Source organism: Tabrizicola sp., assembly GCF_030694085.1.
Taxonomy (GTDB): domain Bacteria; phylum Pseudomonadota; class Alphaproteobacteria; order Rhodobacterales; family Rhodobacteraceae; genus Tabrizicola.
This window is the reverse complement of the sequence record NZ_JAUXZE010000102.1, coordinates 77,297-90,777: the sequence shown is the minus strand read 5'-3', so window position 1 is coordinate 90,777 and position 13,481 is coordinate 77,297. Positions and strand designations below refer to the sequence as shown.

At 68.6% G+C, this 13,481-nt stretch carries 12 protein-coding genes, 1 tRNA gene and 1 riboswitch; of the genes, 10 read left to right on the top strand and 3 right to left on the bottom strand.

Annotation, left to right across the window (positions count from 1 at the left end):
* Positions 1–47 precede the first annotated feature (47 nt).
* The 3 genes from rpoN to Q8M85_RS23110 all read left to right on the top strand — a co-directional run bounded on the left by rpoN (position 48) and on the right by Q8M85_RS23110 (position 3,589).
* Entirely contained in the window at positions 48–1,295 is a 1,248-nt protein-coding gene (rpoN, locus tag Q8M85_RS23120; RefSeq protein WP_305549383.1) for an RNA polymerase factor sigma-54, read from the top strand.
* Between the two features lie 73 nt (positions 1,296–1,368).
* On the top strand, positions 1,369–3,369 hold the full coding sequence (locus Q8M85_RS23115) for a hydantoinase/oxoprolinase family protein (protein ID WP_305549380.1): 2,001 nt from the start codon (positions 1,369–1,371) through the stop codon (positions 3,367–3,369).
* Between the two features lie 143 nt (positions 3,370–3,512).
* Positions 3,513–3,589, top strand: a tRNA-Met gene (locus tag Q8M85_RS23110).
* An 11-nt stretch (positions 3,590–3,600) separates the two neighbouring features.
* Here the strand turns inward: Q8M85_RS23110 and gndA are convergent.
* Both gndA and Q8M85_RS23100 read right to left on the bottom strand, forming a co-directional pair.
* A complete protein-coding gene (gene gndA, locus Q8M85_RS23105) occupies positions 3,601–5,004 on the bottom strand; it encodes an NADP-dependent phosphogluconate dehydrogenase (protein ID WP_371135350.1) in 1,404 nt (467 codons plus the stop codon).
* The gene (locus Q8M85_RS23100; protein WP_305549378.1) at positions 4,995–5,897 is read right to left on the bottom strand and encodes an SMP-30/gluconolactonase/LRE family protein; all 903 of its coding nucleotides are present in this window, start codon (positions 5,895–5,897) and stop codon (positions 4,995–4,997) included. The genes gndA and Q8M85_RS23100 overlap by 10 nt, the downstream gene beginning before the upstream one ends.
* 65 nt (positions 5,898–5,962) lie before the next feature.
* On the opposite strand from Q8M85_RS23100, the gene Q8M85_RS23095 reads away from it, so the two are divergent.
* From Q8M85_RS23095 to Q8M85_RS23065, 7 genes are all read left to right on the top strand, one after another.
* Complete coding sequence (locus tag Q8M85_RS23095; protein ID WP_305549375.1) at positions 5,963–6,718, top strand: SDR family oxidoreductase; 756 nt, start codon at positions 5,963–5,965, stop codon at positions 6,716–6,718.
* 14 nt (positions 6,719–6,732) lie between these two features.
* On the top strand, positions 6,733–7,215 hold the full coding sequence (locus tag Q8M85_RS23090; protein WP_305549506.1) for a gluconokinase: 483 nt from the start codon (positions 6,733–6,735) through the stop codon (positions 7,213–7,215).
* A gap of 177 nt (positions 7,216–7,392) precedes the next feature.
* Positions 7,393–7,618: riboswitch (cobalamin riboswitch) on the top strand.
* Positions 7,619–7,647: 29 nt separating this feature from the next.
* Positions 7,648–8,097 carry a DUF1636 domain-containing protein gene (locus tag Q8M85_RS23085; protein ID WP_305549372.1) on the top strand — a complete coding sequence of 150 codons (450 nt, stop codon included), beginning with the start codon at positions 7,648–7,650 and terminating at the stop codon, positions 8,095–8,097.
* A complete protein-coding gene (locus Q8M85_RS23080; RefSeq protein ID WP_305549370.1) occupies positions 8,094–8,858 on the top strand; it encodes an ABC transporter ATP-binding protein in 765 nt (254 codons plus the stop codon). Before Q8M85_RS23085 ends, Q8M85_RS23080 begins: the two co-directional genes overlap by 4 nt.
* Positions 8,859–9,785, top strand: coding sequence for an ABC transporter substrate-binding protein (locus Q8M85_RS23075; RefSeq protein WP_305549366.1), 927 nt, complete (start codon positions 8,859–8,861; stop codon positions 9,783–9,785).
* Positions 9,786–9,894: 109 nt separating this feature from the next.
* A complete protein-coding gene (locus Q8M85_RS23070) occupies positions 9,895–10,950 on the top strand; it encodes an iron ABC transporter permease (protein ID WP_305549363.1) in 1,056 nt (351 codons plus the stop codon).
* Positions 10,947–12,395: a cobyric acid synthase gene (locus tag Q8M85_RS23065; protein ID WP_305549360.1), complete on the top strand. Its 1,449-nt coding sequence runs from the start codon at positions 10,947–10,949 to the stop codon at positions 12,393–12,395. Before Q8M85_RS23070 ends, Q8M85_RS23065 begins: the two co-directional genes overlap by 4 nt.
* A gap of 103 nt (positions 12,396–12,498) precedes the next feature.
* Here the strand turns inward: Q8M85_RS23065 and Q8M85_RS23060 are convergent, their stop codons facing one another.
* Positions 12,499–13,446: a zinc ABC transporter substrate-binding protein gene (locus Q8M85_RS23060; RefSeq protein ID WP_305549357.1), complete on the bottom strand. Its 948-nt coding sequence runs from the start codon at positions 13,444–13,446 to the stop codon at positions 12,499–12,501.
* Positions 13,447–13,481: the final 35 nt, after the last annotated feature.

Here is a 13,481-nt window from a genome sequence, read left to right as displayed (position 1 = left end):
CCCGCTCGCCGCTTGCGACACCGGCCCATCCGTGGGAACCATCATGCATGAAGTCCCGCAACCGCATCTCGGTGCAGCAGACGCAGCGCATGGCGCTGACGACGGGGCTTGCGACCTCGATCCGCATCCTGCGCGCCGATGCCGCGGGGCTCAGCCGCTATCTGGAAGAACAGGCGGCAGAAAACCCGCAGATCCTTCTGGCAAAGCCGCAGGTGCAGGACTGGCTGCCGCGCTGGAAATCGGCCTTCGCGTCCGATGCCGAGCGGCCCGAACAGGCGGCGGCAGGGCCAAGCCTTGTCAGTCACGTCCTGGGGATGATCGAGGCGCTGCGGCTGGACCCGGACGACCAGCGGATTGCCATCGCCCTGGCCGAGGCGCTGGAGCCGACGGGCTGGATCGCACGGTCGGTCGCTGTGATCGCCGCGCAACTGGGCCAAGGCATCCCGGCCGTCGAGACCGTGCTGAGACGATTGCAGGAGAGCGCCGAACCAACGGGCCTCTTCGCCCGCAACCTCGCCGAATGTCTGCGGCTTCAGGCCGAGGAGGCGGGCGAGCTCAACCCGGCGATGACCGCGATCCTTGACCGGCTGGACCTGCTGGCCAAGGGCGAGATCGACCGGATCGCGCGCGAGGCGGGCCTTGACCCCGCCGACTTGCGCCAGGCCTTCGGGCGGCTGCGCAGCTATGACCCGAAGCCCGGCGCCGGGTTCGAAGCCAACGCCGCCCCGGTGCGTGAACCCGACCTGATCGCCGAGAAGGGGGCCTCGGGCTGGATCGTCTCGCTGAACCGCTCTGCCCTGCCCTCGGTCTCGGTGGCCGAGGGACGGGGGAAGGGGCGGGCCGAGGCGCGGGCGCTGATCAAGATGATCGAGGGGCGGAATGCCACACTTCTGTCTGTGGCGCAGGACATCCTGACCCGGCAGACGGCGGCGCTGGAGGCAGGCCTGGGCGCGATGGTCCCGATGACGATGGCCGAGGTGGGCGAGACGCTAGGCCTGCACGAAAGCACCATCAGCCGCGTCGTGTCCGGCACGGCGGTCGACACCCCGCGCGGGACCTGGTGGCTGCGGGCGCTGTTCACCAAGGCCCCGCGAGAGGGCGGCCCGGCCGCGGGGGCGCTGCGCGACCGCCTGGCAAGACTGGTGGCCGACGAAGACCCAGATGCCCCCCTGTCAGACGAGGCGCTGGCCGCGGCGCTGGCCGAGGGCGGCGCGCCCATCGCGCGGCGGACAGTGGCGAAATACCGGGCGATGCTGAACCTGCCCCCCGCCCATCGGCGCAGGCGACGACCGTGATGTCGCTTCCGGGGCTGACAGCGGGCTGATCCTGCACTAGCTGGCGGAAAGCACAGGCGGATCAGGGACGGAAATGGCCTATTTTCTGGGTGTCGACACCGGGGGCACCTATACCGACGCGGTAATCCTGGACGAGGCGGCGAATGTCGTCCTTGGCAAGGCCAAGGCGCTGACCAGCCGGCACGATCTGGCCGTGGGGATCGGCCAGGCCGTCGACGCGGCGATTGCCGCCGCCGGGGTCATGGCCTCGGACGTGGCGCTGGTCTCGCTGTCCACGACCCTTGCCACCAACGCGCTGGTCGAGGGCCAGGGTGCCCGCGTGGCGCTGGTCTTCCTTGGCTTCGACGACGCCGACCTTGGCCGCAGCGGCCTGACCGAGGCGTTGAAGGGCGACCCGGTCATACGGCTTCCGGGCGGCCACACCCATGCCGGGACCGAGGTCGCGGCCCTGGACCTGTCGCTGCTGGAACTGATGGTGCGCGAACTGGGCGACGACGTGTCGGGCTTCGCCGTCGCCGCGCAATTCGCCACCCGTAACCCCGCGCACGAGATCGCGGCGCGGGACCTGATCCGCCGCGTCACCGGCCGCCCCGTGACCTGCTCGCACGAGTTGTCCGCCAATCTCAACGGCCCGAAGCGCGCCCTGACCGCCGTCCTGAATGCCCGGCTGATCGGGATGATCGACCGGCTGGTGGCTGCCTGCGAGCGGCATCTCGCCGCCCTGGGCATCGACGCGCCGCTGATGGTCGTCCGTGGCGACGGCGCGCTCATCTCGGCCGCGATGGTGCGGGAACGCCCGATCGAGACGATCCTCTCTGGCCCCGCAGCCAGCATCGTCGGCGCGCGCTGGCTGACCGGGGCGTCGGATGCGCTGGTCTCGGACATCGGCGGCACGACCACCGACGTCGCCCTCCTGCGCGACGGCCTGCCCGAGATCGACCCCGAGGGCGCCCGCGTCGGCGGCTTTCGCACCATGGTCGAGGCGGTGGCGATGCGCACCACGGGCCTTGGCGGCGACAGCGAGGTGCATCTGGTGACCGAAGGGCTGAAGGGCGGCCTCCGCCTTGGCCCCCGTCGCCTGATGCCGGTGTCTTTGCTGGCGGTGGATCACGGACCCATGGTCCATGCCGCGCTGGACCGCTGGCTGTCATCCGAGGCGGTGGGCGAGATGGACGGGCGTTTCGTCGTGCCGATGTCGGGCCAGCGCGGCGGGTTGAACGCCCGCGAACTGGCGGTGCTGGAGCGGATCACGCATCCAATGCCGATGGTCGCCGCCCTGACCTCGCGGCTGGAGGTGGCGGCGCTGGAGCGGCTGGTGGCGCGCGGACTGGTGATGATTTCAGGTGTGACACCCTCGGACGCAAGCCACGTGCTGGGGCGACTTGCCGACTGGGACGGCGCGGCGGCGGAGAAGACCCTGCGGCTGATCGCCAAGCGGCGGACCGGGGCGGGAGACCGCTTTTCCACCGGGCCAGAGGCCTTTGCGCAGGCGGTGATCGACCAGCTGACGCAGCAGACGGTGGACTGCCTCCTTGAAGCCGCGTTTGGCGAGGATCAAGGCTTTGCGGGCGAGGACCCGCAGACGCTTGCCCGGCACCGGCTGACCACCGAAGGGCTCGCGCAGCATCGCGGGGTGGTCGAGGTCGCGGTCAGGCTGGGGGTCCCGGTGATCGGCCTTGGCGCCTCGGCCCCGTCCTACTACGGCGCGGTCGGGGAACGGCTGCATTGCCCGATGATCCTGCCCGAACACGCCGGGGTGGCAAACGCCATCGGCGCGGTTGCGGGCCAGGTCAGCCAACGCGCGACAGGCACCGTTTCCTCCCCCGCCGAGGGCCGCTTCGTGGCGCATATGGCGGACGGTCTGCAAAGCTTTGCCTCCTCCGGGGCCGCGTTGGCCGCGCTGGAGGCAGCTCTGGTCGGCGAGGCGTCGGCGCGCGCGAAAGAGGCGGGCGCGGTGGATCTGCGGGTAACGGTGGACCGCGAGGTGAAGGAGGTCGAGATCGAGGGCCGGACCATGTTCATCGAGGCGCGCATCACCGCGACCGCCTCGGGACGGCCACGGGTGGCGCATTAGGCCGACCGCTCATCGCTTCCTTCGGTCGCTCTTCGCTGCGATCCTAACCGACAAGGAGACGAAGTCGAACGAGGAGTGTCGCCGGGAAGCCTGCCGATTCACCCTTGACCTTGGCCCGCCGCCCCCTTAATCCGCGCCGCAGTGGCTAGGTAGCTCAGCTGGTTAGAGCACGCGACTCATAATCGCGGGGTCGGGGGTTCGAGTCCCCCCCTCGCCACCACTTACCCCCGATCAACTGGGTGCCCAGGGTCCATGCGGCCGGTCCAGGCCGTCCAGGCGCTGGAACCCGTGCAGCCCGAAGAAATCGCGCTGGCCCTGGATCATGTTCGCCGTTCCGCGCGCGGTGCGCATCAGGTCGAACCAGGCGAGGCCCGCCGACAGCGCGGGAAGCCCCAGCCCGTGCAGCGCACCCGCAGCCACCACGCGGCGCAGGGCGGGGGTCGTCTGGCGCAAGAGGTCGGCGAAGAACGGGGCCAGCATCAGGTTGCGGGTTGGGTCCTGGCTCAAGGCCTCGGCCATGTCGTTCAGCATCGCCGAGCGGATGATGCAGCCCGCCCGCCAGACCCGCGCGATGGCAGGCATGTCAAGCGCCCAGCCGAATTCGCCCGCCGCCGCCGTCATCATCGCGAACCCTTGGGCGTAGCACAGGATCTTGCCGGCGATCAGCGCCTGTTCCAGGTCCTGTAGCGAGACCTCGGCGCGAGAGGGCGCGGGGCCATGCAGCGCCTCGCCCGCCGCCCGTTCGCCCCGGCGGGCAGAGACGTTGCGCGCCATGACGGCCGCCTCGATCACCGGGATTGGCGCGCCAAGGTTCAGCGCTTCGATTGCGGTCCAGCGCCCGGTGCCCTTCTGGCCTGCGGCATCGACGATCATATCCAGGATCGGCCCACCCGTCACAGGGTCGAAGGCCGCGGCGACGGCGGCGGAAATCTCCACCAGATAGGACCGCAGCACGCCTTCGTTCCAGCGGGCGAAAACCGGGGCGATCTGGGTCGTTCCCATCCCCAGCCCGTCACGCATGACGCCGTAGGTTTCCGCGATCATCTGCATGTCGGCATACTCGATGCCGTTGTGGACCGCCTTGACGAAATGCCCCGCTCCGTCCGGCCCCATGTGGTCGGCGCAGGGGGTGCCATCCTCGGCTTTCGCGGCGATGGCGCGGAAGACACTGGCCATACGCGTCCAGTCCTCGGGCGTGCCCCCGGCCATGATCGCGGGACCATGCCGCGCGCCCTCTTCGCCACCCGAGACGCCGATGCCCATGTAGCGGAACGGCAGACCCTGCGCGGCGCGGCGATTGGTGTCGTGGAAGTTGGCGTTGCCCGCATCGATCACCAGATCTTCCGGGCCAAGCCGCGGGGCCAGAGCGGCCAGCATGGCATCCACGGCCTTTCCGGCCGGGACCATCAGGATGATCGCGCGGGGCGCGGCCATCGCGGCGACCAGGTCCGCCAGCGTTTCGGTCGGCACGATCCTGTCGGCAAGGTTTCCTGCCCCGGCGTGGAAGTTGCGCGCGACCAAGGCGGTTCGGTTCCAGACGGCGATGGGAAAGCCCTTCTCGGCGATGTTCAGCGCCAGCGCCGCGCCCATCGTGCCCAGGCCCACCAGGCCGACATGCGGTTTCGTCACGGCCATTGCGCGCCCCTTCGGTTGAGGACGACCGAGTAGAGCCCGGTCGTCGCTGTAATGAACAGCCGATGCTTCGCCCGCCCCCCGAAGCAAAGGTTCGAGACCACCTCGGGCACGAAGATCTTGCCCATCAGATGCCCGTCCGGCGCGATGCAGTGGACCCCGTCGCGGGCCGAGGACCAGAGGTTGCCCTCGTTGTCGACCCTGATCCCGTCGGCACAGCCGGGTTCGATCTTGTGGAAGATGGAACCCCGCGTCGGCCGCCCGGTTCCCATGTCGAAGCTCAGGATATGCTGGGGGTCCGCATGGAAAGCGCGGCCGGTGTCGGCGACGTAAAGGCGGCTTTCATCGGGGCTGAAGGCCAGGCCATTGGGGCAGGCCATGTCGGTGATCACCGCCTGAATGGTTCCGTCGGGGTCGACACGGTAAACCGAACAGGAGAGTTCGGCTTCGGCCTTGAAGCCTTCGTAATCGCTGACGATGCCGTAATGCGGATCGGTGAACCAGATCGCCCCGTCGCGGCTGACCACCACGTCGTTGGGGCTGTTCAGTCGCTTGCCCTGGTAGCTGTCGGCGATCACGGTGATGGTCCCGTCCCATTCCGTCCGCGTCACCCGGCGCGTGCCGTGTTCGCAAGTGATCAGTCGCCCTTGCCGGTCGCGAGTATGGCCGTTGGCAAAGTTGGCGGGCTGGCGGAACGTGGTAAGCCCATCCTCACCATAGCGCAGGATGCGGTCGTTGGGGATGTCCGAGAAGAGAAGGCACTGCTGGTCGCCGAACCAGACCGGACCCTCGGCCCAGTCGAAGCCCTCGGCCAGTTTCTTCAGAGGGGCGTTGAAGAGGACATAGTGTCCGAACACCGGATCAACGATCTCGAACCACGAAGCGCTTGCGGACATGGGTCACCTCCGTTAGCGCTCACTCTCGCCCAGCGGAGGCGGGGGCACAAGACGCGGAGGGGCCGATGACGCATTCCATGTTCGACCTGACCGGGCGGCGCGCGCTGGTGACAGGGGCTTCGCAAGGGATCGGTCTGGCGCTTGCGCGGGGCCTGGCCAAGGCCGGCGCGGCGGTGGTGATCAACGGGCGGGACGAGGCGCGGGCCCGGGCGGCGGCCGCGACGATCCCGGGGGCCGAGGTGCTGGTCTTCGACGTGACCGAGCACGAGGCGGTGCGCTCTGCCGTGGACGGGTTCGAGGCGCGGGGCTTGCCCATCGACATCCTGGTCAACAACGCGGGCATCCAGCACCGTGCGCCCCTGCAGGACTTCCCGGCCGAGGAATTCGAGCGGCTGTTGCAGGCCAACGTGGCATCCGTCTTTCATGTCGGCCAGGCCGTCGCGCGCCACATGATTGCGCGCGGGCGGGGGCGGATCATCAACATCGCCTCCGTCCAGACGGCACTGGCACGGCCCGGCATCGCGCCCTACACGGCCACGAAGGGCGCGGTCGGCAACCTGACCAAGGGCATGGCAACCGACTGGGCGCGGCACGGCCTGACCTGCAACGCCATCGCGCCCGGCTATTTCGAGACACCGCTGAACGCCGCCCTGATGGCCGACCCGGAGTTCGACGCCTGGCTGAAGAAGCGCACCCCGGCGGGGCGCTGGGGCAAGGTGGAGGAATTGCAGGGGGCCTGCATTTTCCTGGCCTCGGAGGCGGCCAGCTTTGTCAACGGCCATATCCTTTATGTCGATGGCGGCATCACGGCGTCGCTGTGAGGCGGCTGGTGATCATGGGCGTTTCGGGTTGCGGCAAGTCCTCGGTCGGCGCGGCTTTGGCCCTGCGGCTGGGCATCCCGTATTTCGACGGGGATGACCTGCATACTCCCGATGCCGTGGCCAAGATGCGCGACGGGATTGCGTTGACCGATTCCGACCGCTGGCCCTGGCTGGACCGGGTGGCCAGTGTGCTGCAGGACAAGGCCCCTGTAATCGTCGGCTGCTCGGCGCTGAAGCGGGACTACCGCGACCGCATCCGCGCAGGCGCGGGCGGGCCGGTGACCTTTGTCCACCTTGCGGGCAGCCGGGAGGTGATCGCCTCGCGGATGGGCGCGCGGACCGGGCATTACATGCCGACCTCGCTTCTGGACAGCCAGTTCGCGGCGCTGGAGCCTCCTGGCCCGGAAGAGGCGATCACGGTCGATATCGCGCTGGAGCTGCCCGATCTGGTCGAGGCTGTGCTGGACCGGCTGCCCGAGGATCGGGGCGGTTCCTGAATCGAGCGCTTCGCGCGTTCCTTTTGTCTCGCGCTTTCGCGTGAAGGACGCAAAAGCGCTCGGCCGTTGGGGGCGCTTCGCCCCCCAAACCCCCAGAGGATATTTGTGCAAATGTGAAAGGCTGACGGGACCTGGCGGAACAGGGTCGTTTTCGATCTTGAACCGTCCGGTATTCCGGCGCAGACAGAGGGGGATGGTTCCCGGCCAAACCACGCGCGGCCGGGTGAAAAGGGAACGGGGTGAGGTGTAGGCATCAGCCGCCAAATCCCCGACTGCCCCCGCAACTGTAAGCGGCGAGCGACCCCTCTCATGCCACTGGCTTGCCGTTTCAACGGCACCGGGAAGGCAAGGGGAAGCGGCGACCCGCGAAGTCAGGAGACCTGCCATCGAAGCCGTAACCCACCGGGCGGGGTGCCCCGGAAGGAGACTTCGATGGACGAACTTCCCCAGGGGTCCCGGCCCCGGACGTATTCCGTGGCGCAATCGGCGCCGCATCAGGTGCTGGTCTGCAAGGCCTGCAAGCACAAGGGCGATGTCTGCAAGCCCGGCTTTGATTTGCTGAAAAAGCTGCGGGCCGCTCTTTCGGCTGCGGGGCTTGACGAGGCGTTCGAGGTCTCGGGCACGGCCTGTCTTGCGGGCTGTGTGCCGGACCACGGCGAGCCCTGCGTCGTCGGTTGGCGCGCGACCGGCAAGGCGACCTGGCTTTTCGGCGACATCGACCCCGATCAGCCGCTGGACGATCTGGTTGCCTTCGCCCGCAGCTATGCCGCACGGGACGACGGCTGGATGACCGGCCGCGAACTGCCGCCGCAGCTTTGCGATACGACCCTGGCGCGCATCCCGGCCGCGATGATCGTGACGCAGGAAGGGGCGATCCAGTGACCGTGCTTGAACTGCGCAACGTCACCTGGGGTCCGAAGCGCGCGCCCGCGATCCTGCACGACATCTCGTTCCGCCTGGCAGATGGCGAGGTCCTGGCGATCTGCGGCGCGAACGGGGCGGGGAAGTCGTCACTTTTGCGGCTGCTCTATCGCCACCAGGCGCCGCTTTCCGGTTCGGTCATCGTCGAGGGCCGCGACCTCTGGCTGCGCCCGGCGCGTGAAGCGGCGCGGATCGTGGCGGCGGTCCTGCAGGAACAGCCGACGGACTTTGCCCTGACCACGCGCGACATCGTCTCGCTTGGCCGTCTGCCGCACCGACAGGGCATGGGGCCGGGGGTGCGCGATGCCGCCATCACCGATGCGGCAATGGTCAGGATGGACCTGTCGCACCTTGCCGACCGCCCGTTCGGCACCCTTTCCGGCGGCGAGCGTCAGCGGGTCATGGTCGCGCGTGCCCTGGCGCAGGAGCCGCGCATCCTGGTGCTGGACGAGCCCACCAACCACCTGGACATCCGGCATCAACTGGAGCTTCTGCGCCTGCTGCGCGGGCTAGGTCTGGCCGTTGTCTGCACGCTGCACGACCTGACCCTTGCGGCCGAGTTCGCTGACCGCGTGCTGATCCTGGAGCAAGGCCGCGTGATCGCCGACGCGCCCCCGGCCCAGGCCCTGACCGAAGCCACCATCGCCCGCGCCTTCCAGGTCGCCACAAGGATCGACCGATCCGGCACGACCCCCCGTTTCTCCTTTCAGTTGGACCACTAGATGAAAGCCCTGCTCGCCCTTCTCCTTCTGTCCACCCCCGCACTGGCCTTCCCGGTAACGGTGCAAAGTTGCAACCGCGAGGTCACCTTCGATGCCCCGCCCGCCCGCGCCATCGCAAATGACGTGAACCTGGTCGAGATGATGCTGGCCCTGGGCCTGCAGGACCGGATGGTCGGTTATACCGGCGTCTCCGGCTGGAAGACCCTGGACGAGGAGCTCCGCGCCGGGATCGCCGAACTGCCGGAGCTTTCCGCCAAGTATCCCACGCGTGAGGTGCTGCTTGGGGCCGAACCCGACTTTTTCTTCGCCGGCTGGAACTACGGCATGAAGGTCGGCGGCGAGGTCACGCCCGAGACGCTGGAGCCCCTGGGGATCAAGACCTACGAGCTGACCGAAAGCTGCATCTTCGTCGGCCCCAAGGCCAAGTCCTCGATGCAGGACATGTACAACGACCTTTTGAACCTGGGCACCATCTTCGGGGTCGGGGACCGGGCGACTGCGCTGGTCGCGGGCTATGAGGCGCGGCTGGCCGAGATCACCGCCGCTGTGGACCGTACCACCCCGCTGCGCGTCTTCGTCTACGACTCGGGCGAGGAAACCGCCTTCACCGCCGGGGCCTATGCGATCCCGACCGCCCTGATCGAGGCGGCAGGCGGTCGCAACATCATGGACGACCTCGACAAGAGCTGGGCCACCGTCGCCTGGGAGCCGGTGGTCGAGCGGAACCCCGAGGTGATCGTGATCGTCAACTACGGCGACGTGACGGCGGACCAGAAGATCGCCTACCTTGAGGCGAACCCGGCCTTCGCCAATGTCGACGCGGTGAAGAATGATCGCTATGTGGTGCTGGAATACGTCGAAGCCACCCCCGGCCCGCGCAACATCCGCGCAGTGGAAAAGCTGGTGAAGGGCTTCTGGGGGAAATGATGCCCGACCGCCGCTCATCGCCTGGCTGCGCCGCTCTTCGCTGCCACCTGGACCGTGCCGCTGGCGAGGAGTGCACGACGTGCTTCGACGAGCAGAGCGGGGCGCCGACATGACCGAAACCCCGCTTGCCACTGCCGCCCATCCCGCCTTGCGCCTGTCGCGCAAGGCGGGCGTCGTGCTTGGCGGCTGCGGGATGCTTTTCGCGGCCATCCTTGTCGCCGTCTCGACCGGCGCGGTGCCCGTCCCCCTTGCAACCGTCTGGGGCGTGCTGGCGAACGAGCTGGTTCCCGGCATCGTGACCCCAGACTGGACCGCCGGGCGCGAGGCCATCGTCTGGGACATCCGCTTTCCCCGCGCCCTTCTGGCCGCTCTGGTCGGGGCCGGGCTTGGGATCACCGGCGCAGCCCTGCAATCGGTCACCAGAAACCCGCTTGCCGACCCGCACCTTCTTGGCATCTCGTCGGGCGGGGCTTTCGGGGCCATTGCGGCCCTGTTGCACACCGGCCTCTTCCTTGGCCTTCTGACCGTGCCGCTGATGGCCTTCGGCGGTGCCCTGGCCGCCACCGTCCTTGTCCTTGCCGTCGCCCGCGTGACTGGGGCCACCAGCGCCGACCGCCTGGTCCTTGCGGGTGTCGCCGTCAGCTTCATCATCATGGCCGGGGCCAATATCCTGATCTTCCTCGGCGACCCCAAGGCGACCCACACCGTCGTCTTCTGGATGCTGGGCGGCCTTGGCCTCGCGCAGTGGAGCCACCTGATCTACCCGCTGGCCGTCCTTGTCCCGGCAGGCCTCTGGCTCTGGAGCCAGGCCCCCGCCCTGAACGCGATGTCGCTGGGGGATGAGACCGCCGCTTCCCTTGGCATCCCCGTGGCCCGGTTCCGGCTTTCGGTCTTTGTCGCAGGCGCGCTGGTCACCGGGGTGATGGTCGCCTTTTCGGGGATCATCGGCTTTGTCGGGTTGATGATGCCGCATCTGGTCCGCCTGGTCGCCGGGGGCGACAACGCCCGCGTCCTGCCCCTGTCGGCGCTGTTCGGGGCGGTCTTTCTGGTCCTTGCCGACACGCTGGCCCGCGTGATCATGGCGCCCGAGGACATGCCCATAGGCGTCGTCACCGGCCTGGTCGGCGGGGTGTTCTTCCTTTGGCTCATGGCGCGCAGAGCATGACGCGGCGCATCATGATCCAGGGCGCCGGGTCGAACGTCGGCAAGTCGATGCTGGTCGCGGGCCTCTGTCGGCTGTTCACCCGGCAGGGCCTGACCGTCCGGCCCTTCAAGCCACAGAACATGTCGAACAACGCCGCTGTGGCGACGGGGGGGGAGATCGGCCGCGCCCAGGCCCTGCAGGCCCGCGCCTGTGGCGTCCAGCCGCATGTCGACATGAACCCGGTGCTACTGAAGCCCGAGTCGGAAACCGGCGCGCAGGTCATCGTGCAGGGCCAGCGCCTGACCACCGTGCGCGCCAGAGAGTATGCGGCGCTGAAGCCGCAGCTGATGGCCCCGGTGCTGGACAGCTTCCGCCGCCTTCAGACCCAGGCCGATCTTGTCATCGTCGAAGGCGCGGGCAGCCCGGCCGAGGTGAACCTGCGCGCAGGCGACATCGCCAACATGGGTTTCGCCCGCGCCGCCGATGTGCCGGTCATCCTGACAGGTGACATCGACCGGGGCGGCGTGATCGCGCAGCTTGTCGGCACACAGGCGGTGCTGGACCCCGAAGACGCCGCGATGATCCGGGGCTTTTTGATCAACAAGTTCCGCGGCGACCCCCGGCTGTTCGATGACGGCTACCGCCTGATCGAAAGTCGCACCGGCTGGCAGGGACTTGGCGTCATGCCCTGGTTCGCGGACGCCCACCGCCTGCCCGCCGAGGACGCCGCCGACCTTGGCGGCACACGCGGCAGCGGCAAATTCCTGATCGCCGTCCCCCACCTGAACCGCATCGCCAATTTCGACGACCTCGACCCTCTGGCGCAGGAACCCGGCGTCACGCTGACGATCATCAAACCCGGCCAGCCCCTGCCGGTCGAGGCCGACCTGATCATCCTGCCGGGCAGCAAGGCGACGATCGCGGACCTGAGCCACTTGCGCGCCCAGGGCTGGGACATCGACCTTGCCGCCGCCCTGCGCCGGGGGGCCAAGGTCCTTGGCCTTTGCGGCGGCTATCAGATGCTGGGGCGAGAGATCGCCGACCCGGAGGGGATCGAGGGCAAACCCGGCTCGGTCCCCGGTCTGGGGCTCCTGGACCTTGCCACCGTGATGACCCCGGACAAGCGAGTGACCGAGACCATGGCGCTGCATCCTGCCTCAGGGACGCAAGTGAGGGGCTACGAGATCCACCTTGGCCGCACGGAAGGGCCGGACCGTGCCCGACCGATGTTCACGGTCAACGGCCAGCCCGAGGGCGCGGTGCGCGACGACGGGCGGGTGATGGGCAGCTATCTGCACGGCATGTTCACCCAGGACGCGTTTCGCCGGGCGTATCTTGCCAGCCTTGGCGCGACGCCCGGCACCGTCAGCTACGACCGAACGGTCGAGGAAACCCTGGATGCGTTGGCCGACCACCTAGCCTCGCATGTCGACTACGCCCGACTTCTGGACCTGGCGCAAGAGTAGGGTGGGCGATATCGCCCACCCTACTCCCTTGCCAAATCCTTGACGACCGCACTCAAGCCATTGAGGATCAACGGGTCCCAAGGCCGGTCCTGCGTGGACAGCATCAGCCGCCCGCGCAGTCCGCGATGGTCCGCGCCATTCCGGTCAGCAACGCCGCATAGGCGCCCGGTCCCGGCTCTTGCGAGGACCCGACCGGGTCCAGTTCCCCGCCGATCTTCACCGCGGTTCCCTCGGTCAGCTGTTTGACCAGCGCCGGGTCATGCTGGGCCTCGGAGAAAATGCAGACCACACCGCCCGCTTCCAGCTCGCCCCGCAATTCGGACAGCCGCGCCGCCCCCGGCGAAGAGGCATCCCCAAGCGCGATGCTGCCGGCGATCGTCAGCCCGTAATGCCCCACGAAGTAGCCGTAGGCATCGTGGAAGGTCACCAGCGGCTTGTCCCGCACCGGCGCCAGCAGGGCGGCAAGCTCGGCGTCCAGCGCCGCGATCCGCTCGCGGGCCACGGCTGCATTGGCCTCGTAGGCCGTCGCGTTGCCCGGATCAAGGCGACCAAGCTCGGTCGCGATCAACCCCAGCCAAACCTGCGCATTGCCGGGATCAAGCCAGGCATGCGGGTCCTCAGAGCCGTGGTCGTCTTCATGCCGTTCCGCTTCGGCATGATCCTTCTGCTCATGCTCGTCCCCGTGCCCAACAGCGTTCTTCGCCGCGCCATAGGCCCGCCGCACCGTGCCCTCCGCGTCGAGCAAGGCCAGAGCCGCCGCGCCCTCGGGCCGACTGTCCAGCGCGCTGTCAAGCCAGGGCGTAAGTTCCGGCCCGATCCAGACCACGAGATCCGCATCCGCGACGGCCCTGGCCTGGCTGGGCTTCAGCTGAAAGTCATGCTCGTCCGCCCCCCGGGCCAGCAGCAGTTCCGGCACGCCAAGGTCTCCCATCACCTGCGCCACCAGCGCATGAACCGGAGGGATGTCGCTGACCACCTTCGGCACTTCGGCCAGGGCGGCGGTGGCCAGAGCGGGGGTGGCGGTTGCCAGGAGAGTAATGATATAACGCATCGGCGGCTTCCTTCTGTCGTCGCTCCGCTCTATGT